Source organism: Aminobacter sp. NyZ550 (genome assembly GCF_025628925.2).
GTDB classification, from domain to species: Bacteria; Pseudomonadota; Alphaproteobacteria; order Rhizobiales; family Rhizobiaceae; genus Aminobacter; species Aminobacter ciceronei.
On the sequence record NZ_CP114190.1, the window covers coordinates 3369694 to 3394788 of the forward strand.

20 protein-coding genes are annotated in these 25095 nt (G+C 62.4%); 13 read left to right on the forward strand and 7 right to left on the reverse strand.

All coding sequences use genetic code 11. From position 1 onward, the window contains the following. Window positions 1-59 precede the first annotated feature (59 nt). On the forward strand, window positions 60-1289 hold the full coding sequence (locus N7E70_RS16715; protein WP_067961791.1) for an MFS transporter: 1230 nt from the start codon (window positions 60-62) through the stop codon (window positions 1287-1289). Here the strand turns inward: N7E70_RS16715 and N7E70_RS16720 are convergent. After that, complete coding sequence (locus N7E70_RS16720) at window positions 1262-2083, reverse strand: SDR family NAD(P)-dependent oxidoreductase (RefSeq protein ID WP_192316314.1); 822 nt, start codon at window positions 2081-2083, stop codon at window positions 1262-1264. The genes N7E70_RS16715 and N7E70_RS16720 overlap by 28 nt on opposite strands. A gap of 217 nt (window positions 2084-2300) precedes the next feature. Here N7E70_RS16720 and N7E70_RS16725 point away from each other — a divergent pair, with 217 nt between their 5' ends. The 7 genes from N7E70_RS16725 to N7E70_RS16755 all read left to right on the forward strand — a co-directional run bounded on the left by N7E70_RS16725 (window position 2301) and on the right by N7E70_RS16755 (window position 7664). After that, a complete protein-coding gene (locus tag N7E70_RS16725) occupies window positions 2301-3332 on the forward strand; it encodes a cysteine synthase A (RefSeq protein ID WP_263007026.1) in 1032 nt (343 codons plus the stop codon). Continuing rightward, complete coding sequence (locus N7E70_RS16730; protein ID WP_263007027.1) at window positions 3332-4075, forward strand: alanyl-tRNA editing protein; 744 nt, start codon at window positions 3332-3334, stop codon at window positions 4073-4075. Before N7E70_RS16725 ends, N7E70_RS16730 begins: the two co-directional genes overlap by 1 nt. A 16-nt stretch (window positions 4076-4091) precedes the next feature. After that, window positions 4092-4943 carry a 3-mercaptopyruvate sulfurtransferase gene (gene sseA, locus N7E70_RS16735; RefSeq protein ID WP_067961799.1) on the forward strand — a complete coding sequence of 284 codons (852 nt, stop codon included), beginning with the start codon at window positions 4092-4094 and terminating at the stop codon, window positions 4941-4943. A gap of 2 nt (window positions 4944-4945) precedes the next feature. Beyond that, window positions 4946-5509 carry a GNAT family N-acetyltransferase gene (locus tag N7E70_RS16740; RefSeq protein WP_067961801.1) on the forward strand — a complete coding sequence of 188 codons (564 nt, stop codon included), beginning with the start codon at window positions 4946-4948 and terminating at the stop codon, window positions 5507-5509. Window positions 5510-5600: 91 nt separating this feature from the next. Next, window positions 5601-6158, forward strand: a complete 558-nt coding sequence (locus tag N7E70_RS16745) for an OmpA family protein (RefSeq protein WP_067961803.1) — start codon at window positions 5601-5603, stop codon at window positions 6156-6158. Between the two features lie 100 nt (window positions 6159-6258). Then, window positions 6259-7080, forward strand: a complete 822-nt coding sequence (gene dapB, locus N7E70_RS16750; protein WP_263007028.1) for a 4-hydroxy-tetrahydrodipicolinate reductase — start codon at window positions 6259-6261, stop codon at window positions 7078-7080. 83 nt (window positions 7081-7163) lie between these two features. Further along, window positions 7164-7664: a DUF1203 domain-containing protein gene (locus tag N7E70_RS16755; RefSeq protein ID WP_263007029.1), complete on the forward strand. Its 501-nt coding sequence runs from the start codon at window positions 7164-7166 to the stop codon at window positions 7662-7664. 66 nt (window positions 7665-7730) lie between these two features. Here the strand turns inward: N7E70_RS16755 and N7E70_RS16760 are convergent, their stop codons facing one another. Continuing rightward, complete coding sequence (locus N7E70_RS16760; protein ID WP_263007030.1) at window positions 7731-9044, reverse strand: outer membrane protein; 1314 nt, start codon at window positions 9042-9044, stop codon at window positions 7731-7733. A gap of 443 nt (window positions 9045-9487) precedes the next feature. Continuing rightward, on the reverse strand, window positions 9488-10603 hold the full coding sequence (ald, locus tag N7E70_RS16765) for an alanine dehydrogenase (protein ID WP_263007031.1): 1116 nt from the start codon (window positions 10601-10603) through the stop codon (window positions 9488-9490). A gap of 154 nt (window positions 10604-10757) precedes the next feature. Here ald and N7E70_RS16770 point away from each other — a divergent pair, with 154 nt between their 5' ends. Next, a complete protein-coding gene (locus N7E70_RS16770) occupies window positions 10758-11231 on the forward strand; it encodes an Lrp/AsnC family transcriptional regulator (protein ID WP_067961812.1) in 474 nt (157 codons plus the stop codon). Between the two features lie 170 nt (window positions 11232-11401). Next, the gene (locus tag N7E70_RS16775) at window positions 11402-13378 is read left to right on the forward strand and encodes a bifunctional 2',3'-cyclic-nucleotide 2'-phosphodiesterase/3'-nucleotidase (RefSeq protein WP_263007032.1); all 1977 of its coding nucleotides are present in this window, start codon (window positions 11402-11404) and stop codon (window positions 13376-13378) included. A 69-nt stretch (window positions 13379-13447) separates the two neighbouring features. Here the strand turns inward: N7E70_RS16775 and N7E70_RS16780 are convergent, their stop codons facing one another. Continuing rightward, window positions 13448-14428, reverse strand: a complete 981-nt coding sequence (locus tag N7E70_RS16780) for a glycerophosphodiester phosphodiesterase family protein (protein ID WP_263007033.1) — start codon at window positions 14426-14428, stop codon at window positions 13448-13450. A 256-nt stretch (window positions 14429-14684) separates the two neighbouring features. Next, window positions 14685-15941 carry an SAM-dependent methyltransferase gene (locus tag N7E70_RS16785; protein WP_067961817.1) on the reverse strand — a complete coding sequence of 419 codons (1257 nt, stop codon included), beginning with the start codon at window positions 15939-15941 and terminating at the stop codon, window positions 14685-14687. 602 nt (window positions 15942-16543) lie between these two features. On the opposite strand from N7E70_RS16785, the gene N7E70_RS16790 reads away from it, so the two are divergent. Next, window positions 16544-16831 (forward strand): Dabb family protein, encoded by a 288-nt coding sequence (locus N7E70_RS16790; RefSeq protein WP_154384181.1) that lies wholly within the window; start codon window positions 16544-16546, stop codon window positions 16829-16831. Window positions 16832-16892: 61 nt separating this feature from the next. Here N7E70_RS16790 and N7E70_RS16795 read toward each other — a convergent pair whose 3' ends face one another. Then, a complete protein-coding gene (locus N7E70_RS16795) occupies window positions 16893-17354 on the reverse strand; it encodes a MucR family transcriptional regulator (protein ID WP_067961820.1) in 462 nt (153 codons plus the stop codon). A gap of 165 nt (window positions 17355-17519) precedes the next feature. Beyond that, entirely contained in the window at window positions 17520-20390 is a 2871-nt protein-coding gene (locus N7E70_RS16800; RefSeq protein WP_263007034.1) for an Rne/Rng family ribonuclease, read from the reverse strand. A 649-nt stretch (window positions 20391-21039) separates the two neighbouring features. Here N7E70_RS16800 and N7E70_RS16805 point away from each other — a divergent pair. Continuing rightward, window positions 21040-22305: an N-acetylmuramoyl-L-alanine amidase gene (locus N7E70_RS16805; protein WP_182575680.1), complete on the forward strand. Its 1266-nt coding sequence runs from the start codon at window positions 21040-21042 to the stop codon at window positions 22303-22305. 217 nt (window positions 22306-22522) lie between these two features. Continuing rightward, entirely contained in the window at window positions 22523-24973 is a 2451-nt protein-coding gene (locus tag N7E70_RS16810; protein WP_067961823.1) for a penicillin-binding protein 1A, read from the forward strand. Window positions 24974-25095: the final 122 nt, after the last annotated feature.

Sequence of the window (25095 nt, forward strand, 5' to 3'; positions counted from 1 at the left end):
TGAATAGGTTAGGGCGGTCGGGGCGGTGCTTCGGCCGCCCTTTCGTTTGAGGGGACGGAATGGCCGGAATAGCGACGCTCGCAATCGCTTATGTGCTGTCCCAGTTCTATCGCTCCTTCCTGGCGGTGCTGACCCCGGCACTCACCGCCGAGCTCGGTGCCACCAAGGCGCAACTCTCCGTCGCCTCCGGCGCCTTCTTCATCACCTTTGCCCTGGCGCAATTTTTCATCGGGGTGTCACTCGACCGGTTTGGCCCGCGCCGCACCGCTTCGACACTGCTCTTGCTCGGCGGCGGGGGTGGCGCCTTTGTCTTTGCCTTGGCAACTGCTCCCTGGTTGGTCACGGCGGCCATGGCGCTGATCGGCATCGGTTGCGCGCCGGTGCTCATGTCATCGCTGTTCATATTTGCGCGCACTTTCTCCACTGCCCGCTTTGCCGTGCTCGCCTCGTGGATGGTCGCTTTTGGCACCGCCGGAAACGTCATTGGCGCCGCCCCGCTGGCGCAGGCTGCGGAGGCGTTCGGCTGGCGACCGGTTATGGCCGGGCTGGGTGTCATTACCATTGCCGCGGCACTTGCCGTGCTGGTCGCCGTGCGTGATCCGAAATCGCCGGAGGACATGAAAGAGGGCAATATCGGTTTCGGCGGTTATCTCGAACTGCTGCGAATGCGTGTCCTTTGGCCGATCATCCCACTGACCGCGATCAATTATGCGCCGACGACCGGCATCAGGGGGCTCTGGTCCGGTCCCTATCTCGTCGATGTCTACGGCGCCGACGCGCTGCTGATCGGGCAGGTGACGTTCTTCATGGCGCTCGCCATGGTCGCCGGCGCCTTTGTCTATGGCCCGCTCGACACGATGTTCCGCACCCGCAAGTGGGTGGCTGTCATTGGCAACACCATCGGCCTCATGGCGATCCTCTATCTCGCGCTGAACGTCGTCACCGACGTCACCACCGTCACGCTCATCTTTGTGATCATCGGCGTGTCTGGTGGTGCCTACGGCCTGCTGATGGCGCATGCGCGCGCATTCCTGCCGCCGCACCTGATTGGGCGGGGCGTAACGCTGATGAACTTCTTCTCCATCGGCGGCGTGGGACTGATGCAATTCGCGACAGGCGCAGTGGTCACCGCCAATCTGCTGCCGGGTCAGCCGACGGCAGCCTATTCGGCGCTGTTCTGGTTCTATGTGCTGATGTTGGGGGCGGCGATCGTCATCTACCTCTGGGCACGTGACGCAAAGCCCGAGGTCGTGGTCGAGGATCAGTCGAAGCTCGAGCGCCTGAGATAGATCAAGGGCTCCATCTTCCAGCGGGTGGCAACGCGCAGCGCCTTTTCGCGCAATGGTCGCGGCAGCAGGAACAACAGCTTCATTGCCCATGTCAGGCGGCGTGGGAAGGTGACCTCGAAACCGCTCTTGCGTATCGCCTTGCAGATCCGTTCGGCGGCCGCCTCGACCGGCATCATCGCAGGCATGTAATAGGCGCTCTTTTCGGTCAGCGGCGTGTCGATGAAACCGGGGTTCATCACCTGGGTGCGGATGTTCATCTTGTCGAAGTCGAACTTCAGCGCTTCGGCGATGATGTTGACGGCTGCCTTTGTGGCGCCGTAGGCGGCCGTCGTCGGCCAGCCGAAATAACAACTGATCGAGCCCATGAAGACGATATGTCCGCGGCCACGATTGCGCATCCGCTCGATCACAGGAACCAGGCCGTTGATGACGCCGAAGACGTTGACGGCGAAACTCTGGCGGAAGGCTTCCATGCGCAGGTTTTCGCCGGTTACCGGCATGTAGGACCCGGCATTGAAGATCGCGAGCACGATCGGCCCGGCCTGCGCTTCGATGGCGGCGACGGCGGCAGCCATTCCAGCCTCGTCGGTGACGTCGGAGGGAAAGGCCAGCACCTTTCCGGCCATGCCGCGTGTTTCCTCGATCAGAGTATCGAGCGGGTCGTTGGCCCGGACGGTGACGGCAACCGTGTAGCCTTGTTTTGCCAACAAGCGGGCCACGCTGCGGCCAATACCGGTGCTGCCGCCGGTAATCCACGCGACCCCGTGTTCCGGGTCGGCCCGGTATGTGCTCACTTCTAACCTCTGGGCAGTAGCTATTGCGTAGCTCTAGCCGGGTGGCATGCATATGGAAAGGCTGTTTTAGGAAGCACCGTGATGATGGTGCCTTGACTGGTCAGGGAGGGAGCTTGCGTGCGTTGACGTCGGGATGCGACTGGTCCAGAGAATTTCATCCCTTGAAAGCGCGAGCTCACATTTCTAGGGTTCTCAGGCGAATTAGGAAGGAATCTTCATGCGCTCGGTGATCGATGCCATCGGCAATACGCCTCTCATCCGGCTCAAGCGGGCCTCGGAGGAAACCGGCTGCGAGATACTCGGCAAGGCCGAGTTCATGAACCCGGGGCAATCGGTCAAGGATCGCGCCGGCCTGTTCATCATCCGCGACGCCGAAAAACGCGGGCTGCTGCGGCCCGGCGGTGTCATCGTCGAAGGCACGGCCGGCAATACCGGCATCGGCCTGACCGTCGTTGCCAAGGCGCTCGGCTACCGCACTGTGATCGTCATTCCCGACACGCAGAGCCAGGAAAAGAAGGATGCGCTTCGCCTGCTCGGTGCCGAGCTGATCGAGGTTCCGGCCGTTCCCTACAAGAACCCGAACAACTACGTGAAGGTTTCCGGTCGCCTGGCCGAGCAACTGGCGAAAACCGAGCCGAACGGCGCCATCTGGGCCAATCAGTTCGATAACGTCGCCAATCGAGAAGGCCATATCCGCACCACGGCCGAGGAGATCTGGCACCAGACCGGCGGCAAGGTCGACGGTTTTGTCTCGGCTGTCGGCACCGGCGGCACACTTGCCGGCGTTGCGATGGGGCTCAAGGCAAAGAACGCTGCGGTGAAGATCGCCATCGCCGATCCCCTGGGTGCTGCGCTCTACAGCTACTACATCTCGGGCGAATTGAAAGCCGAAGGCAGTTCGATCACCGAAGGCATCGGCCAGGGCCGGATCACCGCCAATCTGGAAGATTTTACACCGGATTTTTCGTACCAGATCCCCGATGAGGAAGCATTGCCGATCGTCTTCGGGCTGATCCAGGAAGAGGGTATCTGCGTTGGCGGCTCGACCGGCATCAACATTGCCGGCGCGATCCGGCTGGCAAGACAGCTCGGCCCTGGGCACACCATCGTGACGGTCCTTGCCGATTTCGGCACGCGCTACCAGTCCAAGCTGTTCAACCCTGATTTCCTGCGTAGCAAGAGCCTGCCTGTGCCCGATTGGATGGAGACCGAGCCCAGCATTTCGGTGCCGTTCGAGCAGGTGGCGTGATGGCATTTTCGACCGAGGCGGTGTTTCGCGAGGATTCTTATCTCCGCGAGACCGAGGCCAGTGTCGTCGGCGTCAATGAGCGCGGCGGCATTATCCTCGACCGGACGATCTTCTATGCGACCTCGGGCGGCCAGCCCGGCGACACCGGCATCCTGGTGCGAGAGGACGGCAGCCGGATCGCTGTGGCGGCCACGATCACGGGTGAAAGCAAGGACGAGATCATCCATGTGCCCGCTCTGGAACAGGGAGTACCCGAGGTTGGCGAGCGGTTGAGGCTGGCGATCGACTGGCCGCGGCGGCTTCTGTTGATGCGCATGCACGCGGCCTGCCATCTGTTGACGGTGGTCTGTCCGTACCCGATCACCGGAGCGTCGGTCAGCGAGGACGATTCGCGCGTCGATTTCGACATCCCCGACGCTGGCTTCACGAGGGAAGATGTGACCGCCAGGTTGATGGAGCTCGTCCGCGCCAACCATCCGATCTACACCAGCTGGATTTCCGACGCCGAGCTTGCCGCCAATCCGACGTTGGTGAAGTCCAAGAATGTGCGCCCGCCATCCGGCACCGGCAAGATCAGGCTCGTCTGCATCGGCGACAATGCCTCGGTCGACAGCCAGCCCTGCGGCGGAACCCATGTCGCCAGCACTGCCGAAATCGGCGAGATCCATATCGGCAAGATCGAAAAGAAGGGGCGGGAAAACCGCCGCTTCCGCATCCGCTTCGGCGCGATGCCTGCCAATTGAACCTGGAGACGTTGCCATGAGTGACAAGAGCGCCTTCGTCATCGATGCGGACTGGCTGGAAATGCGGCTAGGTACGCCCGGCCTGTCGATCGTCGACGCTTCCTGGTACATGCCGGCGCAGAAACGCGACCCGCGCGCCGAATATGACGCCGCCCACATCCCGGGTGCGGTGTTCTTCGACCAGGACCTGATCGTCGATCCGGATTCTGCACTGCCGCACACGCTGCCGTCACCCTCTCTGTTTGCACGTTTCGCAGGCTCGATGGGGATTTCAGCGGACGACACCATCGTCATCTATGACGGCCCGGGGTTCCAGACGGCACCGCGGGTCTGGTGGATGTTCCGGATCATGGGCGTGTTCCAGGTCTACATTCTCGACGGTGGCTTCGACCGCTGGAAGGCGGCTGGTAGACCGGTGACCGCCGAGCCGACCAAGACCGCGCCCGGCGTGTTCCACGTCGACTATGACGCTTCGAAGGTCGTTTCGCTGGCCGAGATGCGCAAGATCGTCGACACGGGCAGTGCCCAGATCGCCGACGCGCGTTCTGCCGGACGCTTCGAGGGCACGGATCCAGAACCGCGTCCTGGCCTGCGCTCCGGCCACATGCCGGGTGCGCACAGCGTGCCGTCGGTGACGTTGTCGGAGAATGGCGAGCTTCTGCCGCTCGACCGGCTGAAGGCAACGCTCGAGGCGGCGGGGCTCGATCTCACGAAGCCTGTCGTCACCTCCTGTGGTTCGGGCGTTACCGCTGCCGTCATCACGCTTGCGCTTCAGTCGCTCGGGCACGGCGACGTCAGGCTTTACGATGGTTCCTGGACCGAATGGGGCGGCATGTCCGACACGCCTGTCGTGACGGGGAAAGCATGAGCATGGCCGTCGACCGCAGCGAGAACATCGAGGTGACGGTCACCTTTCTGGAAATGCACACGCCACCTGTTTACACGCCGCCGCTGCCGGTCAATCGCCAGATCGCGCTTCTGAGGACGCGTGACATTCCGCTGCACTACTACCGCTATCTCGCCGACCGCGTCGGCCGCAAATGGCATTGGGTCAACAGCCTGAGGCTCAATGACGAAGAACTTGCCGCCGGTCTGCATCGCGAGGACCGCGACATCAGGGTGCTTTATCTCGATGGCGCGCCGGCGGGCTTCATGGACATCAAGCCGCATCTGCCCGAAGAGGTTGAACTCGCCTATTTCGGCATGATGGAACACGCCACCGGGCAGGGTATCGGCCGCTGGTTCCTGGGGGCTGCGATCGCAGCGGCGTGGACCTACAGGCCGCACAAGGTGACGGTTCAGACCTGCACCCTCGACCATCCCGCGGCCTTGCCGCTCTACCAGAAGATGGGTTTTTCGCCAGTTGCTCAGAAAACCGAAACGGTTCGCACCATGAGCTTTGCCGAACGTTCGGCAAGCGTGATGCGGCCGTAATGGCGCACAACCCAGCCTGAACCGCCCGTTCATCGCTGCTTCATGTCGGTTCTGGCATTTTCCACGCAACAAATATGCAAGGAGAATGAGGATGTTGAACCGCCGTACGCTTGCCGCAGCGCTGATCGCCGTGCTTGCCGCGCCTTCGCTCGCTGCCGCGCAGGCGACGACGCCTTCGGCGTCGCAGATCGAGCGCCAGCTTCAGGCCGCACCGACAATGAAGCTCAGGCCCAACCAGCGCGTCACCGTTCGTGAATTCAAGCGCCGGCCCGACCTGCGCCGCATGGCGCCGTCGATCGACATCCAGTCGATCAATTTCGCCTTCGGCTCGGCCGAGGTGCCTTATTCGCAATATGGCAAGGTCGAGAACATCGCCAACGCTCTGGACCGCATCCTGCGCCGCGACCCGGATGCGCGTGTGCTGATCGAAGGCCATACCGATGCCGTCGGCTCGTTTTCGTCGAACCAGGCCTTGTCGGAGCGCCGCGCCGCCTCGCTGAAGCAGACCCTTGTGCGCGAGTTCGGCATCCCTCGCTATGCGCTGGAAACCGTGGGTTATGGCGAGGAGTTCCTGCTGGTGCCGACCCAGAACGAGAACTGGCGCAACCGCCGCGTCACGCTGCGCCGCTACGACGCGTTCATCCGCTAGCATCGAGCGATTTTCAGCGCCAACAAGCCCGGCTTGCGAGAGCCGGGCTTTATTTGCGTCCTCCATTGTAGTATACAGTATACCAAATTGGAGGTAAAAGATGACGATCAGAGTGGTGATGGCCGGTGCCACCGGCTGGGTTGGCAAGGCGCTTGTCCCGGCAATAGAGGGGCAAGGCGACATGCGGCTTGTCGGCGCAGTCGCACGCAGGGCTGCCGGCCACGACGTTGGCGTGGCGACAGGTGGTCAGCCAAGCGGCCAGAGGATCAATGCCACGCTTGCCGAGGCCCTGGCCGCGCCGTGTGATGTCGTCGTCGACTACACCAAGCCGGTTGCCGTGCGCGACCATGCCATGCTCGCCATTTCGCGCGGCTGCCATGTCGTCATCGGCACATCAGGACTGAGGGCTGCTGATTACCGCGAGATCAACGCGGCGGCCCGCGCCAACAACGTCGGTGTCGTTGCCGCCGGCAACTATTCGATCACCGCGACCCTGATGAAGAAGTTTGCGCTGATGGCGGCGCAATATGTGCCCGACGTCGAAATCATCGACTATGCCAGCGCAAGAAAGGCCGACGCCCCCTCTGGCACCGCGCTCGAGCTGGCCGAGACGCTGTCCGAGATTCGCGGTGCGCCGACGGCCTTGCCGACCTCGGAAGTTTACGGGCATCCGGAAGCCCGTGGCGCCAAGCTGGGCGAGGGTACGGCGGTGCAGGTCCATTCACTGCGCCTGCCATCCTATCAGCTGTCCTGCGAAGCCGTTTTCGGTCTGCCTGAGGAGCGACTGACCATTCGCCACGATGCCGGCACCTCGGCAGTGCCTTACGTCGCCGGCACCCTGCTTGCCGTTCGTCGGGTGCGCGAATTCACCGGCCTGGTCAGGGTGCTCGACGCGCTGATGGACGAAACGCTGTCTGTTTAGGAAACAGGTGGTGCAAGAAATCGGGTGGGCGCATGCCTGCGCTCGCCATAGCTTGCGACAATCGATCAACGAGGATTGTCGTTATGAGCATCATTTTCCATGGCCTGCCCACAGAGGCGGTGCGGGCACTCCAGCAGGGCGGGCCTGACGCCTATGGCATGACAGCGGAGCGCAGGGTCTCCGATGGCGACGGCGTGCCGTGCCGCCATTGCCTGACCAATGTCGGTGCCGGCGAGGGTTATCTCATTCTTGCCTACAGGCCGTTTCCGGCAGTTCAGCCTTATGCCGAAACCGGGCCGATCTTTCTGCATGCCGATGAATGCCCGCGCGCGCCAGAAGCGGCAGAATTGCCTGAACTGTTCACCCGCACCAAGGACTACATCCTGCGCGGTTACAGCGCCGACGATCGTATCGTCTATGGCACGGGGTCCGTGACGCCGACGCCCGAAATCCGTGAGCGCGCCGAAACGCTGCTCCAGCGACCCGAAGTGGCCTACGTGCACATGCGCTCGGCAAAGAACAATTGCTACCAGTGCCGGATCGAACTGGACCAAGAAGGCAAATCAAACGGCGTTGCTATCTAACTGAACCGCAAACAAAAAACCCGCCGCATCGCTGCGGCGGGTTGGGGCCGTTTGCCTGAAACGGTCTCAGTTGAACTTGTACTTCGCACCGACGCGGACGGTGTGGAAGGCGGGAACCGTTTCCCACATGCCGCCGCTGTCATAGTCCTGGCCTTCAAACTTCGAGTAGCGATACTCGAGGTTGACGGACATGTTGTTGGTGACAGCCGTTTCGAGACCGCCGCCGACCGAGAAGCCGCCGACGCTCCAGTCTCTGCTCTCCGAGAGGCCGCCGAAGCTGACTTCTTCCTTCACATGCTGCCAGCTGTAGCCGCCCAGCACATAGGCAAGCGTCGACTCGTTCAGCTTGGCACCGACACGGGCCAGAATGTCGAAACCATAATCTGCCTTGCCTTCGTACTTGGGGCCGCCAAGAGCCGACATGTCGAACAGCTGCGTGGTCATTCCGGAGTAACGACCGTCGACCATGATGCCGACGACCCAGTTGCCGTTCAGTTCGTGGTCGTAACCGACGCTCAGCTCGCCGAAGGCGCCTTCGCCGCCGATGCCATTGAACGAGGCCGCACCGCCGCCAAGGTTGATCTCATCGGTAATGGCGCCCGCGCCGAGCGCGCCGCCGACGTAAAAGCCGGTCCAGCTATAGGCGGGCGCTGCGAATGAGTTGCCGCCGCCATTCTGACCGCCGAAGCGGTAGTTGGCGCCGACATGGAACGTGTGGGTGGTCGGTGCGACGTTGAGCAGGCCGATGCCGCCCAGGTCGACGACGGTGTCATTGCCATAGTTGGCGTAGCGATATTCGGACTTGAGGGTCCAGTTGCCGCTGACCACTGTTTCGAGGCCGACGCCGAGCACATAGCCGCTTCGGCTTTCATCGAACTCGAAAGGCGTGCCGACGATCGTGCCGTCGAGCTTGAACTGCTGCCAGCTGTATCCGCCGAGCACATAGCCGAGCGTCGTCGGCGTCAGAAGATAGCCTGCGCGAGCTGCGACATCGAAGCCGTAGGTGTTGTTGAGCGTTGCGTCGGCAAAACCGCCATCAGCCTCGAGCGAAAGGCCGATATTGCCGAAATGGCCATCGGCAAATGCGCCGAGCAGGAACCGGTCCGACACCATATAGTCATAGCCGACGGTCACTTCGCCAAAGACGCCGCCGCCACCGAGGTCAGGCAGGCCCATGGTTTCCGGACCGTTCGGATTTGCAATTTCCAGGCCGTGCTTGACCGCACCGACGCCACCACCGAAGCCGACATAGAGACCGCTCCAGTTGAAGCCTGCCGCCGGCGTTTCCGCAACTGAATCGGCGGCAAGTGCTGCCGAGTTGATCGCAACAGCCGACACAGCGCCAAGCAACAGCGCCTGCAAAGTCTTACCAAATTTCATAACTTACTACCCCAGCCTTACCCAATGTCGCCTTGCTAGCACGCCCAGGTTGCTTGCGGTGCAACTAAAATGTCACACTCGCAGGCAATTTAGCTTTCCAGCATGAGCGTCTGGACCAAGAAATATCCTCCAGCACCAATGGCTTGGCGGCAAATCCTGCTGCGCTTCAGCGGCATTTGCCGATCTCGCCATCGCTGCTGCCCGGATTGCCGGGAACAAGCATTTCGAAGGTCTTGCGACGCCCTGTGTTGCGACCCCAGACAGTCATGGCACGCTTGCGTTGCGTTTGATGCAGCTAACATGTCACGGGCGGTCAAATCCGTGCCGAAGCGCAAACTATTTTTGGTAGTATCTTGCCGAAGCCGTGCCGGCGAGGGATCGACAGACAAGAGAAGGCCCGCCGCATCGCTGCGGCGGGCTCTTGATCGCGACTCCAAAGAGAATCAGGCAGCCAGTGCCGACTTTGCTTCCGTCATCTCGTAGCCGAGCGCTTCGGCGACCGCGCGATTGGTGATCCGACCGCGGTGGACATTGAGGCCGTTGCGCAAATGCGGCTCGTCGGCGAGCGCTTTCAGGCCGCGGTCGGCGAGCGCTAGGCCGTAATGCAGCGTAGCGTTGTTGAGGGCATGTGCCGAGGTGACCGGCACAGCACCCGGCATGTTGGCGACGCAATAGTGGATGATGCCGTCAACCTCATAGGTCGGGTCGGCATGGGTGGTGGCATGCGAAGTCTCGAAGCAGCCGCCCTGGTCGATGGCGACATCGACGAGCACCGCCCCCTTCTTCATGCCTGACAGCATTTCGCGGCTGACGAGCTTGGGTGCGGCAGCGCCCGGGATAAGCACGGCACCGATGATCAGGTCGGCCGAGAAGCATTCTTCTTCGAGGGCCTCGACGGTCGAGTAGCGGGTGTGGACGCGGCCGGCGAACAGGTCGTCCAGCTGGCGCAGGCGCGGGATCGAGCGGTCGATGATTGAGACGTCGGCGCCGAGCCCGGCGGCCATGCGTGCCGCATGCAGACCGACGACGCCGCCGCCGATGACCGCGACCTTGCCCGGCAGCACGCCCGGCACGCCGCCGAGCAGCACGCCGCGGCCGCCATGGGCCTTCTGCAGCGCCGTCGAACCTGCCTGGATCGCCAGGCGACCGGCGACCTCGGACATCGGCGCCAGCAGCGGCAGGCCGCCGCGATCGTCGGTCACTGTCTCATAGGCGACAGCAGTCACGCCCGAGGCGACGAGCCCCTTGGTCTGTTCCGGGTCGGGCGCAAGATGCAGGTAGGTATAGAGGATCTGGCCGTCTCGCAGTTGCGCCCATTCCTTGGGCTGCGGCTCCTTGACTTTCACGATCATGTCGGAGCGGGTGAACACCTCCTCGGCGGTCTTGGCGATCTGGGCGCCGGCCGCGCGGTAGGCATTGTCGTCGGCGCCGATGCCTGAGCCGGCGCCGGTCTCGACCAGAACCTCGTGGCCGTGGGCAGTATATTCGCGAACCGAACCGGGCGTCAGCCCGACACGGTACTCATGATTCTTGATTTCCTTGGGACAACCTACGCGCATCTTCCTGCTCCTCCGCAGCCATTTTGGCCTTCTCTCCCGATGACGAAGTCAATCACGAATCGTTCCGAATATGTTTGCGAAAACGGTTGCGCTACCATGGGGTGTTCGGTAATTTTTGCGCATATCCTCTGGATTATCGAAGGAAATTCGTAGATTGCCGTTGGACAGGATCGATATCGCCATTCTGGACGCGCTGCAGAAGGATGGGCGGATGCCCAATGCGGCATTGGCCGAAAAGATCGGGCTGTCGCAATCGGCCTGCTCGCGCCGGCTCGACAACCTGGAGAAATCGGGCATCATCAGCGGCTACCACGCCCGGCTTTCGAATGTCGCGCTTGGTCACCAGATGACCGTCATCGTGCATATCTCGCTGTCGGGCCAGTTCGAGAAGACGCTTTCGGACTTCGAGGTCGCGGTGAAGCGCTGCCCCAACGTCCTGTCCTGCCATCTCATGTCGGGCGAATACGACTACATCCTGCGTATTGCCGCCCGTGATCTGCCCGACTACGAGCGCATCCACAAGGAATGGCTGTCGGCGATGCCGCATGTCACCAAGATCAATTCATCCTTCGCCCTGCGCGAGATCGTCGATCGCACCGTTATGGGAATAAGGCCGGATCTGCTCTGAGCAGAAACAAACCAGGCCGAAATGGGCGGCATCGCGCTGGACCAATCCATTCCCCGAGTAATGTCGCGAGGCTGTCATACGAGTCGGCTGGACTCGCGTGAATTTTGGCGCGACATTTGATCTTTGGGACGCCGGCTAAATACTGTCAGTTCATTTCCTGGAGAATGAAAATGTCCAACGTGAATCAACCTGTTTCTCGTCGTTCTTTCCTGGCGGGATCGGCTGCAGCGGGTGCACTTGTGATGCTCCATCCCTTTTCGGCACGCGCCCAGGCAAATCAGGCGCATCTCCGCATCATGGAAACCACCGATCTGCATGTCCACGTGTTTCCCTATGACTACTATGCCGACAAGCCGAACGACACGATGGGCGTTGCCCGCACCGCTTCGATCATCGACGCCATCCGCGCTGAAGCCGCCAACTCGATCCTGGTCGACAATGGCGATTTCCTGCAGGGCAACCCGATGGGCGACTACATGGCTTATCAGCGCGGCATGAAGGATGGCGACGTCCATCCGATCATCAAGGCGATGAACACGCTGGGCTATGATTGCTCGACGCTGGGCAACCACGAGTTCAACTACGGCCTCGACTACATGTTCAAGGTGCTCGCCGGCGCGAACTTCCCCGTCGTCTGCTCCAACCTGACAAAGGGCGCGCTCGCCGCAGACGCGACCAAGGACGAGTTGTTCCTCAAGCCCTATGTGATCCTCGACAGGAAGGTGAAGGATGGCTCGGGTGCGGAGCATCCGATCCGCATCGGCCTGATCGGCTTCGTCCCGCCCCAGGTGATGACCTGGGATTCGCGCCATTTGCACGGCAAGGCGATGACCCGCGACATCGTCAAGGCAGCCCAGGCCTGGGTGCCCGAGATCCGCGAGCAGGGCGCCCACATCGTCATCGCGCTCTCGCACTCCGGCATGGGCACGCCGCAGGCAGCCGAAAATCTCGAAAACGCCTCCATCCTGCTGGCCGGCGTCGATGGCATAGATGCGATCGTCACCGGCCACAGCCATCTCGATTTCCCCGGACCAAAATTCGACAAGGTCGACGGGCTCGATAACGCCAAGGGCACGATCAATGGCAAGCCGGGCGTGATGGGCGGCTTCTGGGGCTCGCATCTTGGCCTGATCGACCTTTTGCTGGAACGCGACGGCAACAGTTGGAAGGTGGTCAGCTCGACCAGCGAGGCGCGTCCGATCTCCAAGCGTGTCGACAAGAAGGTGGTGCCGACGGTCGAGAGCAAGGCCGCGGTCGAGGCTGCCGCGAAGGAGGAGCATGAGGCTACACTCGCCTATGTGCGCACGCCCGTCGGCAAGACGTCGGCGCCGCTCTATTCCTATTTCGCCCTGGTTGCCGACGATCCTTCGGTCCAGATCGTGAGCCAGGCGCAGATCTGGTATATCAAGGACATGCTCAAGGACACCGAGCACAAGGACCTGCCGGTGCTCTCGGCCGCGGCACCCTTCAAGTCGGGCGGACGTGGCGGGCCGGATTATTACACCGATGTCCCGGCCGGCGCCGTCGCGATCAAGAACGTCGCCGACCTTTACCTCTATCCCAACACGGTGCAGGCGGTTGCGGTGACCGGCGCCCAAGTCAAGGAGTGGCTGGAAATGTCGGCCGGCATCTTCAACAGGATCGAGCCTGGCAAGGCCGACCAGGTGCTGATCAATCCAGACTTCCCGTCCTACAATTTCGACGTCATTGACGGCGTGACCTACAGAATCGACCTGGCGCAGCCGCCGAAGTACGATCCGAAGGGTGTGGTCCTGGATGCGAACTCCAATCGCATCGTCGATCTGATGTTCGAGGGCAAGCCGATCGATCCCGCAGCGAAATTCGTTGTCGCGTCGAACAACTATCGCGCCGGCGGCGGCGGCAACTTCCCCGAGATCAATGCGTCGAAGCTTGTCTTCGAGGCACCCGACACCAACCGCGACGTGATCGTGCGCTACATCGTCGACCAGGGCACGATCAATCCGTCTGCCGACTCCAACTGGTCGTTCGCGCCGGTTGCGGGGGCCTCGGTAATCTTCGAGACCGGCCCCAAGGCCAAGGACCACATATCAGAGGTCAAGGCGGTCAAGATCGAGCCGGCGGGCGACGGCGCAGAGGGTTTTGCCAAATACCGCATCACGCTCTGAGATTAGGAACCTGATTGGGGAGGGCGGCTGGAGCAATCCGGCCGGCCCTTTCATCTGCGCAAAGGTTGGTCAGTTGCTCCGGCGTTCGAGTGCCGGCATGACCAGCTCGAGTGCGTCGGTCGAAATGCCGCCCGAATAGCCGGCTGGTAGCGTTTCGATGATGGCGGGGTCGTCAATGCCATCGGAGAAGCCGCCGCCGTGATAAGGGCCGAACAGGTAGACGTTGGTGCCGGCACTTTCCATCCGGTCGAGGAAGCGGTCCGGCCAACCCCACAGCCACGGTGCGAAGTTGATCGGTACGCCAAGCGTCGTGCCGCGGCAGTCTTCCGGCACGTAGCCGCTCCAGCCGAGCCCCGCGTAGCGTAGCAGGCAGCGGGTCAGCGACTTTTTGCTGAGGGTCCGCATGTCGGGCAGGGCGGCCTTGACCGCCTGCAACGGCCTGTCGCCACCAACGATGGTCAGGGCGGCCTGGCGTTCCCTGGGCAAGGCCGACAGGAAAGCCGCCAATGCCTCACCCTCCTTGGCGTCGTTGCTTTTGACGTTGATGTGGAAGCGCCGACCGGGGAACCGCTCCATCACTTCGTCGAGCGATGGCATCAGGCCGACACCCTGGCCACGAAAGGGATACGTCTTGCCACCGTCGGCGGTGTAGCCATAGCCGACATCGAGCTTCTTGAGATCCGCCATCGAATGGCTGCGCGTCTCGCCGTTGCCTTCGGTGCGGCAATCTACGGTCCAGTCGTGGAAGACCGCGAACTTGCCGTCGGTGGTGGGGTGCATGTCGAGTTCCAGCACGTCGGCGCCACGCCTGAAGGCTGCGTCCATCGAACGTACGGTGTTTTCGAGATAGTCGTGCCGAGGCGGAAGCATGCGCTCGGCAGTGCAGGTGTCGTTGGTCAGTCCGGTACGATCATATTCCTGCGCCAGCCCGCGATGGGCCAGCACCACGGGCTTTCCGGCGGCTCGGTCCGAGAGCAGCGACGTGTTGTTGAGATAGACGGCTCCAGCGGCCGTAACGACCAGAAGCAAGATAATATTGCGCTTGCGCATGCCAGGTTGTCCCTCCGTTGCCCCGACCGAGACAATGATACAGAGGAGCGAGCAGGCATTTTCACGGCGGAAATGCGCAAATTGAAGACTATTTCAAGAATTCATCGGGAGTTGCGGCCTTGGATGTGCCGAGATCGAAGATTACAAGCAGGAAGAATGTCGCTGATTCTTGCGCAGATCAGGCCTAGTCAAATCGAGACGGGGCGGGGGCGAAGAGCATCGGTCTCCGCCCCTTGTCCTGTTCAGCTTAACGCGCCTAGGCCTTGTAGACCACTTGCCTGACGTCGATATACTCGGCGCGGAAGCCTGCCTCGCAATAATGGAGATAAAATTCCCAGAGCTTCTTGAAGCGATCGTCGAAGCCGAGCGGCACGATGCGCTCCCAGGACGACCAGAAGCGGGTGCGCCATTCGGCGAGGGTACGGGCATAATCCTGCGGAAAGACGCGCTCGCGCAGATAGTCGAGGCCGTGCTCGGTGCCGAGCGACTTGAGCAGCGTCGGCGTCGGCAGCATGCCGCCGGGAAAGACGTAGCGCTGGATGAAATCCGGCCGCTTCCGGTACACGGGATAGGCCGCCTCATTGATGGTGATGATCTGCAGGCCCGCCGTGCCGCCCGAGGGCAGGCACTGCTTCATCTTGGCAAAGAAGGCCGGCCAGTATTTTTCGCCGACGGCCTCGAACATCTCGATCGATGCGATGCGGTCGTAGCGGCCGGTCTCGTCGCGATAATCCTGCAGCTTGAGCTCGACCTTGTCGGCAAGCCCGGCATTGTGGATGCGCTTCTGGGCAAAGTCGAACTGCTCGCGGCTGATCGTGAGCCCGGTCACCTTGCAGCCGATCTCGCGCGCCGCAAACTCGGCGAAGCCGCCCCAGCCGCAGCCGATCTCCAGCACATGGTCATTCGGGCCGATACCGGTGTCGCGCGCCAGCGCCCGGTACTTTTCGGTCTGCGCGCCGGCAAGATCATTGGCGCCGGTGGCAAAAAGCCCCGACGAGTATGTCATGCTCGGGTCGAGCCACTGGCTGTAAAAGGCGTTGCCGAGGTCGTAGTGCGCGGAAATGTTCTTCTTCGAGCCGGTGCGGGTGTTGTCGTTCAACCAGTGACGAATGCGCTGGATGGTGGTCAGCAGCCAGTTGGCGCCGCCGGCGACACCTTCGCCGGCTTCGCTGTTGATCACGAACAGCTCTAGGAAGCTGGTCACGTCGGGGCTGTCCCAGTCGCCGTCGATGTAGGATTCCGCGACCCCGATCGTGCCGCCGCTGAAGGCGCGCGATGGCAGCTTCCAATTGTGCAGGACAATCTCCGCCTCGGGTCCGGGTGCCTTGCCGCCGACCAGGATGCTGCGTCCGTCAGGCATCTTCACCTTGAGCGAACCGCGCGGCAGGTGCAGTGCTGCAGACAGCGTCATGCGCACGCGCGCCGGCAAACCTCTGGCAAAGTCCGCGACATTGCCCTCGTGAAGCTTTGTCACGCCCTGATTCGTGAAACCGTCCGAGTTCCGCTGGGCCATCTCGACGTCCCAATGTTGCTGCCCGGTTCGGCGTGTCGGGCGCGTTGCTCCAAGCCAGTGCACCGCTCACTCATCTGATCGGGGACGCGCCGCCGGACGCATCTCCGGTCAGCTCGCGATCGACTTGGCGTGGACCCGCCAAGACTTCTGCGCGCTGCGGTGAATCTGTCGTGATCTTCACCGTCAAAATCTCCAACTTCAAGTGACATCTGGCAAGCGCTGATATGCCAGAGGGGAGCCCTCCGGGATTGCCCTGATGCAATCCCGTGCAGCGTCGATTTCCTTTGTTATTAGAGCGCGCTAATGCTCTAAGGTGAGCCGACGGCGCATATCGTTTCCCAGGCTGCTGCGCCGCTCAGGGGAGGACATCAAATTCGCTACGTCATCGCGATCATGTGCGTCGCCTTGTTCCTGATCTGGGACATGCTCTACAACCATGGCGACGCGACCGCCAAAGCCGTGCGCGAAGTGCATCGCATCGTCAGGATGGTCACGGACTGACGGATCTGCTGCCCGATCTCTGCTGCTGCCTTTTGCCCGATTGACGCGGGCCGAAAGCCGACCCAAAAGGCGCCAGCGAAAGCAGCAGAAGGAGTCGCGGCTTGATCCGGCACATCGTGTTTTTCAGTGCGCGGCAGAAACAGGACGTCGAGATGATCCGCGAGGAATTGTCGGCGCTTGGCAGCATTCCGCACTCGACGGTCTTCGAAGTGACGGTCAACACCAAGGTCGACTGGTATTCCGACGAGATCGACATCGTCGTCTATGCCGAGTTTGCCGACCAGGCAGCGCTGGACGCGTACAAGGCAGATCCGATCTATGACCGGACGACGCAGCGCGTGCGTCCGATGCGCGAACTGCGTTTTTCGGCGGACGTGGTCGCCGCATAAAAGCCGCGCAACAAAAAACGCGCTCCGGGAAGCCCGAAGCGCGTAACTGAATCTCAGGAAATTATGCCTTTTTGGCGCGGCCGCGTGTCTTGGCAGGTGCTGCCGCTGCCTTCGAGGACGCGGCGGCTGCCTTTCGTCCGAGGCCCAGCGACCTTGCGAGCTGAGAGCGCGCGGCGGCATAGTTCGGCGCGACCATCGGATAATCGGCCGGCAGGCCCCACTTGGCGCGATATTCTTCGGGTGTCAGCCCGAAATGAACCGAGAGATGGCGCTTGAGCGACTTGAACTTCTTTCCGTCCTCCAGGCAGACGATGTAGTCGGGGTGAACCGAGCGCTTCGGGTTCACCGCCGGCTGCTGGGCTTCGACAGGTTCTTCGGCGGGCTGATCGAGCGACAGGATCGAGGCGTTGATGCTGGCGATCAACTCTGGCAGGCCAGTTGCAGGAACCTTGTTGTTCTCTACATAGGCGCTGACGATATGGGCAGTCAGTCCTAGGATGTCGATCTTGCTATCACTCGTCATCGGCCGTCTCTCCGGGCAGTATTAAAAGCAAAATATGAGTCTAACCATTTGCTGAGCCGTATATCGGTGCAAATGGTGTCGGACGGCAAGCAAAATAATCTCACAAATTGAAGACCCCGGCCAGCGAATGCTGGCCGGGGTCTTTAATGTCGGAAAAATCGAAGATTAGAAAAAGCCCTTGCGCTGCCACCAGCCGCCTTTTTTCGGCTTGGCTTCGCCAGCGGCAGCTTCTTCGGTCTCGACGACCGAGGTGACGACAGGCGTCGCAGGCGCGATTGCAGCCGCGGCAGGGGGTTCAGTGCTGGGGGCTTCGGAGACGACCTCATCCTCGGCTGGGGCTGCGGCAGCCTTGCGACGTGGCGCACGCGGCTTTGCCGCCTTCTTTCCGGGCTTCGTTTCAGCTTCCGGCGCTGCAGCCTCGGCAACGACTTCGGCGGCGGGCGCTTCAGCGGCTGCTGCTTCGGCCTCAGCCTTCTTGGCCTTTGCCGAGCGGCGCGGCGCCTTCTTCGGCTTGGCTTCGATGACGGCCTCCGGCTCTTCAGCGGAAACCTCGACCACCGCCACTTCCGCCGTCACGACTTCGCTGGCAACGGTTTCGGCAGCGGCGCCTTCGTCGCCTGCGACCTGTTCGCTGCCTTCCGCCGACTGCTCGTCGTCTTCCTTGCGGTTACGCTTACCGCCACGCTTGCCGCGACGGCGCTTCTTGGCGGCGGCATCTTCGGCAGCGGTTGCGTCGACAGCGGCGATTTCACCGGCTTCCTCGGACACAACGGCTTCAGCGGCGACGTCCTCTTCGCCATCTTCGGCTTCGTTGGCCTCGCCAGCGACGACGGCACCTTCCTGAGGAGCGCCATGCTCGCGGTCACGGTCGCGGCCGCCACGGCGACGCCGGCGCTTGCGCCGCTTGCGGTCGTGCTGCTCGCCGCCTTCGGCCGCAGCCGGCTGCGGCGCGCGGGCGGGCTGCGCCTCGACGACGACGGTCTCTGCTTCCTCTTCGACGATCTCGTCTTCGATTTCCTCTGGCTCTTCATAGGCCGGAGCTGCGACGGGCAGGGCGAAGTTTGCCGGCTTCTCGGCAATGGCACCGCGGAAGATGGCGTGGTTCTGCGAACCGACGCTGTCATCGGCCTCGAGTGTGACGGTCACACCGAAGCGGTTTTCGAGATCGACCAGCGTCGAGCGCTTGTGGTTGAGCACGTAGAGCGCGGTCGCAACCGGCGTCTTGACCGTGATGTGGCTGCGCGAGTCCTTGAGCAGGAACTCTTCGATCGCGCGCACGACCTGGAGTGCCACCGACGAGTCCGAACGGACATGACCGGTTCCGCCGCAATGCGGGCAGGGCTTCATCGTCGATTCCAGCACGCTGGCGCGGATGCGCTGGCGCGACATCTCCATCAGGCCGAAATGCGAGATGCGGCCGACCTGGATGCGGGCGCGGTCGTTCTTCAGGCAGTCCTTGAGCTTCTTTTCGACCGCACGGTTGTTGCGGTTCTCCTCCATGTCGATGAAGTCGATGACGATCAGGCCGGCGAGATCGCGCAGCCTGAGCTGGCGCGCGACTTCCTCGGCGGCTTCAAGGTTGGTGTGAAGGGCGGTTTCCTCGATCGAGTGCTCCTTGGTGGAGCGCCCGGAGTTGACGTCGATGGCAACCAGCGCTTCGGTCTGGTTGATGATGATGTAGCCGCCCGACTTCAGCGTCACCTGCGGCTGGACCATACGTTCGAGCTGCGATTCGATGCCGCTGCGGACGAAGATCGGCGTGATGTCGCGGTAAGGCTGGACGACCTTGGCATGGCTGGGCATCAGCATGCGCATGAAGTCCTTGGCCTCTCGATAGCCGTCTTCGCCGGCGACCAGAACCTCGTCGATGTCCTTGTTGTAGAGGTCGCGCACCGATCGCTTGATCAGGCTGCCCTCCTCATAGACCAGTGCCGGGGCCGTCGACTGCAGCGTCAGGCTGCGGACGTTCTCCCACAGGCGCATCAGGTACTCGTAGTCGCGCTTGATCTCGGCCTTGGTGCGGCTTTCACCTGCGGTGCGCAGGATGACGCCCATGCCCTTCGGCACTTCGAGATCGGCAACGACCTCCTTCAGACGCTTGCGGTCCTGGGCGTTGGTGATCTTGCGCGAAATGCCGCCGCCGCGTGCCGTGTTGGGCATCAGCACCGAGTAGCGGCCGGCGAGCGACAGGTAGGTCGTGAGAGCAGCGCCCTTGTTGCCGCGCTCTTCCTTGACCACCTGGACCAGCAGGATCTGGCGGCGCTTGATGACTTCCTGGATCTTGTAGTGGCGGCGAACCGGCTTGCGGCGGTTGCGCACCTCTTCGAGTGCGTCTTCGGCGCCGACCGATTCGATCTCGTGATCGTCGTGATGGGTCGAATGCACTTCCTCGATCACGCCGCCGTTTTCGTTTTCGGTGACCGTCGGCTCAGGTGCCCGCTCGGACACGACGTCGGCATCGACCGATGCGGCGATCGACGTCGGTTCGCGCTCGTCGGAACCGCCATTGCCTTCATCGCTGGACGTCTCTGTGGCGTGCTCGTCACCATTGGCGTCCGAAGCATCGCTTGCGGCGATCGAATCGCCATCGTCCTCGGAAGACGCGCTGTCGTCGTCGCCCGAACCCTCCGGCTTGTTCTCGTCGTTGCGGTCACGGTTCTTGCCGCCGCGGCGCCTGCGGCGGCCACGGTTACGATCCTGGCTCTTGCTCTCGTCGCCGTCGTTGTTTTCGTCGTCCTCGTCCTCGGCTTCTTCCGCCTCGGCGCGCAGCAGCGCCTGCCGATCGGCAACCGGGATCTGGTAATAGTCGGGATGGATTTCGCTGAAGGCGAGGAAGCCGTGACGGTTTCCGCCATACTCGACAAAGGCAGCCTGGAGAGACGGCTCAACCCGCGTTACGCGGGCGAGATAGATGTTTCCTTTGAGCTGCTTCTTGTCCTGTGATTCGAAATCAAATTCTTCAATACGGTTACCGCGAACTACGACAACCCGTGTTTCCTCCGGGTGGGAGGCGTCTATCAGCATCTTGTTGGGCATTATTTGTCCTCCCGGCAGCCGTCAGCTGCGGCCTGCGGGAACTCGTCCGCCGCCGTGGGGTCGCTGAAATGGGGGTGCCGGATGATTTTGCGCCCGCCGGTCGCAGCCAAAACGCCATGGCGGTGCCGCCCGCTGCCGTGATGGCGCGGTTACCTGCGGACCAGTCCATGATTGCGTCTGTGGCCAATGCGTGACCTTGCGGAACCTTGTTTCAAATCGAAGCCCGGGAATCCGGACCAGCTACTTTGCTCTTACAGAGCCGGCGCGGAACGGTGCCCGGGCCGTTTTTCCAACGCAGTCGCTACCCCGCCACGGGCCGCGCCTGCGAATCTCGTCGCGATCACTGAAACTGTCTCTGTTGCGAGCCGGGCCATCGCTCGTCGCGTGGTTCCCTAGCGGAAGGCGCTGGGGGCGCGGGCCCTGGATTGCAGTGATCCAATGTCGCTTTTATGATTTGGCGAGACTGAGCGCAACCCTGATTTCCGATGCCGGCAAAGGCGGATGCGGCGACGTCGGGGGGAGCATTCCGACAAAGACTCGGTTAACCTTCTCTGGTTACCACTCGTTAATCGAGGGGCCGCCTGTTCGGCCTGCGAATGGTAACGGCGTGCAATGACTGCACGCCTGCTTTTGGAGCGGCAAGACTGAGATGGGGCCTGCGGCATTGACTGGCAAGAGCTTCCCGTTCGGGGGCACTCAGCCCGGCGGCGCGGTTCGCCGCATCGTGTTCGCGGCTTTGGCGTTCCTCACCATCTTTGCCGGCATCTTTTGCCAGCCGGTAATCGCCGCCGACACGATCAGGACGCTCGACTACAAGATGGCGGGTGACGCGACTCATATGCGCATCGTCATGAATTTCGACAAGGAACCCGAACCGAAGTGGTTCTTGCTGCGTAGCCCGCATCGACTTGTCGTTGATCTTCCTGGTGCGACGCTCGCGATCGACGCCAGGGACTTGAAGCCGCGCGGTCTCATCAAAAGCGTGCGTTATGGCGCCGCGGGCGAGGGCGCCTCGCGGTTGATCGTGACCTCGAAGGGGCCGTTCAACGTCGAGAAGGTCGACATTCTCAAGAATGAAGACGGATCGGGTTATCGCCTGGTTGCCGACATCGCCGCCGCCTCGGAGCGCGAGTTCGATGCCGCGCTGGCCATCCAGGCTGAAACGACAGGTTCGACGACACCCAAGACCGACAGGCTCGGCAAGATCGCGCATCGCGGCGACCGCCCGTTCACCATCGTGCTCGATCCTGGCCACGGCGGCATCGACGGTGGCGCCGAAGGTCTGAATGGCACTGTCGAGAAGACGGTCACGCTCGCCTTCGCCAAGGAGCTGCAGGCCAAGCTCGCCGCCAACAAGGCCTACAAGGTCGTCCTGACCCGCGAAGGTGACGAGTTTCTCCGCCTCGACGATCGTGTTCGCATCGCGCGTCAGCAGGAAGCCGACCTGTTCATTTCGATCCATGCCGACACGATTCGGCTCAAGGGTATCCGAGGTGCCACCGTCTACACCGTCTCGGACAAGGCCTCCGACGCCGACGCGCAGGCACTGGCCGATCGCGAAAACCTCTCCGACCAACTGGCTGGCGTCGATGTCGCCGAAGAAGACCACGCGGTATCCGACATTCTTGTCGATCTGATCCGGCGCGAGACGCATGGCTTTTCGACGCGTTTCGCGCGCTCGTTGGTCGGTGAACTGTCGCCGACGGTCGGCATGATCAACAACCCGCATCGTTCGGCCGGCTTCCGGGTGCTGAAGGCGCCTGATGTGCCGTCGGTCCTCGTTGAGCTCGGCTATCTCTCCAATCCGCAGGACGAAGAGCAGCTGCGCAGCGCCGACTGGCGCGAGAAGGCCGCGACGAGCATTTCCAAGGCGGTGGCAGCCTTTGTTGCCGAGCGCGGCGCAACCGGCGGCTGAGTCGACTTGCCTGGCATGCTTGCTGGCATTGCCGGCAAGCGGCGGAACGGGCATTTCTAGTGTTTTCGGCCAGAATATTTGGCGCTTGCGGGCTGTTGCCGTATTTTGTCCACAACCGCGCGACATGGGTGGCCGTTAGCGGATCGGGACAGTACCTGCGGCTTGCGATGATGGCGGGTTGGTTTAGGGAATCCCCGGACCTTGTACTGGAGCGGGCATGATTCGTCTTATCGGCTATTTCTTCGGCATCGGCACGACGCTTGCGCTCGTCGTCGCAGCTGGCGTGGCGATCTATCTCGGCCAGCTGACCAAGGAGCTTCCCGACTACGAGGTGCTCGCCAAATACGAGCCGCCGGTGACGACGCGTGTCCACGCTTCGGACGGCGCGCTGATGGGCGAATTCGCGCGTGAGCGCCGGCTCTACCTGCCGATCCAGGCCGTGCCTGATCGCGTCAAGGCGGCGTTCCTGTCGGCCGAGGACAAGAACTTCTACAATCACCCCGGCATTGACGTGACCGGCCTTGGCCGCGCCGTGCTGACCAACTTCCAGAATTTCGGTTCCGGCCGCCGCCAGGTAGGCGCGTCGACCATCACCCAGCAGGTCGCCAAAAACTTCCTCCTGAGCTCGGACCAGACCTACGAGCGCAAGATCAAGGAAATGGTGCTGGCCTTCCGCATCGAGCAGGCCTACTCGAAGGACCGCATCCTCGAACTTTACGTCAACGAGATCTTCTTCGGGCTCGGTGCCTACGGCATCGCGGGTGCCGCGCTGACCTATTTCGACAAGTCGGTCAACGAGCTGACCGTCGCTGAAGCCGCCTATCTCGCCGCGCTGCCGAAGGGCCCGTCGAACTATCACCCGTTCAAATATGCCGACCGTGCCATCGAGCGCCGCAACTGGGTGGTCGACCAGATGGTCGCCAACGGCTACGTGTCGCGCGAAGAAGGCGACAAAGCCAAGGCCTCGCCGCTTGGCGTGACGCCGCGCCGGACCGGCACCTATGTCTTCGCCGGCGAATACTTCACCGAGGAAGTGCGCCGCGAGCTGATCGCGCGCTACGGCCAGGACGCGCTCTATGAAGGCGGCCTGTCTGTCCGCACCACGCTTGATCCGAAACTGCAGGCCATGGCACGCAAGGCCATGCAGTCGGGCCTGGAGAAATATGATCGCCTGCGCGGCTATCGCGGCCCGGTCAAGAGCATCGACATATCTGCTGACTGGGGCACGGCGCTCGGCGAGGTCAAGGCGCTGGACGACATTCCGGAATGGCGTCTCGCCGTGGTGCTCGACGCCACGAAGACGGGCCTCGATATCGGCTTGCAGCCCAAGCGCGAGATATCAGGCGCGCTGTCCAAGGAGCGCGAGACGAGCACCGTTTCGAAAGACGACATGAGCTTTGCCATGCGCTACGTGGCCGACGGCAAGCGCGTGAAGGCCAACTCGCCCTCCGAAGTGCTGAAGGCCGGCGACGTCATCTATGTCGAGAAGAACGAAGGCGACAGCTACGCGTTGCGCCAGGTGCCGGAGGTGTCGGGCGGCCTCGTCGCCATGGACCCGCACACCGGCCGCGTGCTCGCCATGGTCGGCGGCTTCTCCTACTCGCAGTCCGAGTTCAACCGCGCGACCCAGGCGATGCGCCAGCCAGGTTCGGCCTTCAAGCCGTTCGTCTACGCGGCAGCACTCGACAACGGTTACACGCCGGCCTCGGTGATCATGGACGGCCCGATCACCATCCAGTCGGGCAATACCAGCTGGTCGCCGAAGAACTATGACGGCAAGGCGGCTGGCCCGTCGACCCTGCGCGCTGGCATCGAGCGCTCGCGCAACCTGATGACGGTGCGCCTCGCCAATGACATGGGTATGAAGACGGTTGCCGAATACGCCGAGCGCTTCGGTGTCTACGACAAGCTGGCGCCCTATCTGCCGATGGCGCTGGGTGCGGGCGAAACCACCGTCATGCGCATGGTTTCGGCCTATGCCGTGATGGCCAATGGCGGCCGCCAGATCAAGCCGTCGCTGATCGACCGCATTCAGGACCGCTACGGCAAGACCGTGTTCAAGCATGATGAGCGCGGCTGCGAGGGATGCGTCGCCACGGAATGGGCCAATCAGCCCGAGCCGGAACTTGTCGACAATTCCGAGCAGGTGCTCGACCCGATGACCGCCTACCAGATCACCTCGATGCTGGAGGGCGTTGTCCTGCGTGGTACCGCAACGACGCTGCTGTCGCTCAATCGTCCGATCGCCGGCAAGACCGGAACGACCAACGACGAGAAGGACGCCTGGTTCGTCGGCTATACGCCGAACCTCGTTGTCGGACTGTATATGGGCTATGACAAGCCGCAGGGGCTCGGCAAGGGCACCACGGGTGGCGGCCTTGCCGCGCCGGTGTTCAAGGATTTCATGACGACGGCACTCGACGGCACGCCCAAGAGCGACTTCGTCGTTCCAGCCGGCATGAAGCTGATCTCGATCGATCGCAAGACCGGCATGCAGGCAGCCGAGGGCGCGCCGGGCACCATCATGGAGGCCTTCAAGCCGGGCACCGGACCTGCCGACAGCTACTGGGTCATCGGCATGGGCGAAGACGGCACCAATGGCTACGGCGAAGCGCTGTCGCCGCAGGCCAGCAAGGCCATCAGCGAAGGCGGCGGCGGCCTCTATTAGGCACCGATCGGCCGGCATCAGCTGGCACATCGAAGGGAACCGACAAATGCGCGTGGCTTGGCCGCGCGCATTTTGTTTGTAGCCTCGCTTGAAAATATCCAAATAGTTATATATCCTTTTAG

Coding starts and splice junctions, on each gene's coding strand:
- N7E70_RS16715 (WP_067961791.1), top strand. CDS start 60: ATGGCCGGAATAGCGACGCTCGCAATCGCTTATGTGCTGTCCCAGTTC.
- N7E70_RS16725 (WP_263007026.1), top strand. CDS start 2,301: ATGCGCTCGGTGATCGATGCCATCGGCAATACGCCTCTCATCCGGCTC.
- N7E70_RS16730 (WP_263007027.1), top strand. CDS start 3,332: ATGGCATTTTCGACCGAGGCGGTGTTTCGCGAGGATTCTTATCTCCGC.
- sseA (WP_067961799.1), top strand. CDS start 4,092: ATGAGTGACAAGAGCGCCTTCGTCATCGATGCGGACTGGCTGGAAATG.
- N7E70_RS16740 (WP_067961801.1), top strand. CDS start 4,946: ATGGCCGTCGACCGCAGCGAGAACATCGAGGTGACGGTCACCTTTCTG.
- N7E70_RS16745 (WP_067961803.1), top strand. CDS start 5,601: ATGTTGAACCGCCGTACGCTTGCCGCAGCGCTGATCGCCGTGCTTGCC.
- dapB (WP_263007028.1), top strand. CDS start 6,259: ATGACGATCAGAGTGGTGATGGCCGGTGCCACCGGCTGGGTTGGCAAG.
- N7E70_RS16755 (WP_263007029.1), top strand. CDS start 7,164: ATGAGCATCATTTTCCATGGCCTGCCCACAGAGGCGGTGCGGGCACTC.
- N7E70_RS16760 (WP_263007030.1), bottom strand. CDS start 9,044: ATGAAATTTGGTAAGACTTTGCAGGCGCTGTTGCTTGGCGCTGTGTCG.
- ald (WP_263007031.1), bottom strand. CDS start 10,603: ATGCGCGTAGGTTGTCCCAAGGAAATCAAGAATCATGAGTACCGTGTC.
- N7E70_RS16775 (WP_263007032.1), top strand. CDS start 11,402: ATGTCCAACGTGAATCAACCTGTTTCTCGTCGTTCTTTCCTGGCGGGA.
- N7E70_RS16780 (WP_263007033.1), bottom strand. CDS start 14,428: ATGCGCAAGCGCAATATTATCTTGCTTCTGGTCGTTACGGCCGCTGGA.
- N7E70_RS16785 (WP_067961817.1), bottom strand. CDS start 15,941: ATGGCCCAGCGGAACTCGGACGGTTTCACGAATCAGGGCGTGACAAAG.
- N7E70_RS16795 (WP_067961820.1), bottom strand. CDS start 17,354: ATGACGAGTGATAGCAAGATCGACATCCTAGGACTGACTGCCCATATC.
- N7E70_RS16800 (WP_263007034.1), bottom strand. CDS start 20,390: ATGCCCAACAAGATGCTGATAGACGCCTCCCACCCGGAGGAAACACGG.
- N7E70_RS16805 (WP_182575680.1), top strand. CDS start 21,040: ATGGGGCCTGCGGCATTGACTGGCAAGAGCTTCCCGTTCGGGGGCACT.
- N7E70_RS16810 (WP_067961823.1), top strand. CDS start 22,523: ATGATTCGTCTTATCGGCTATTTCTTCGGCATCGGCACGACGCTTGCG.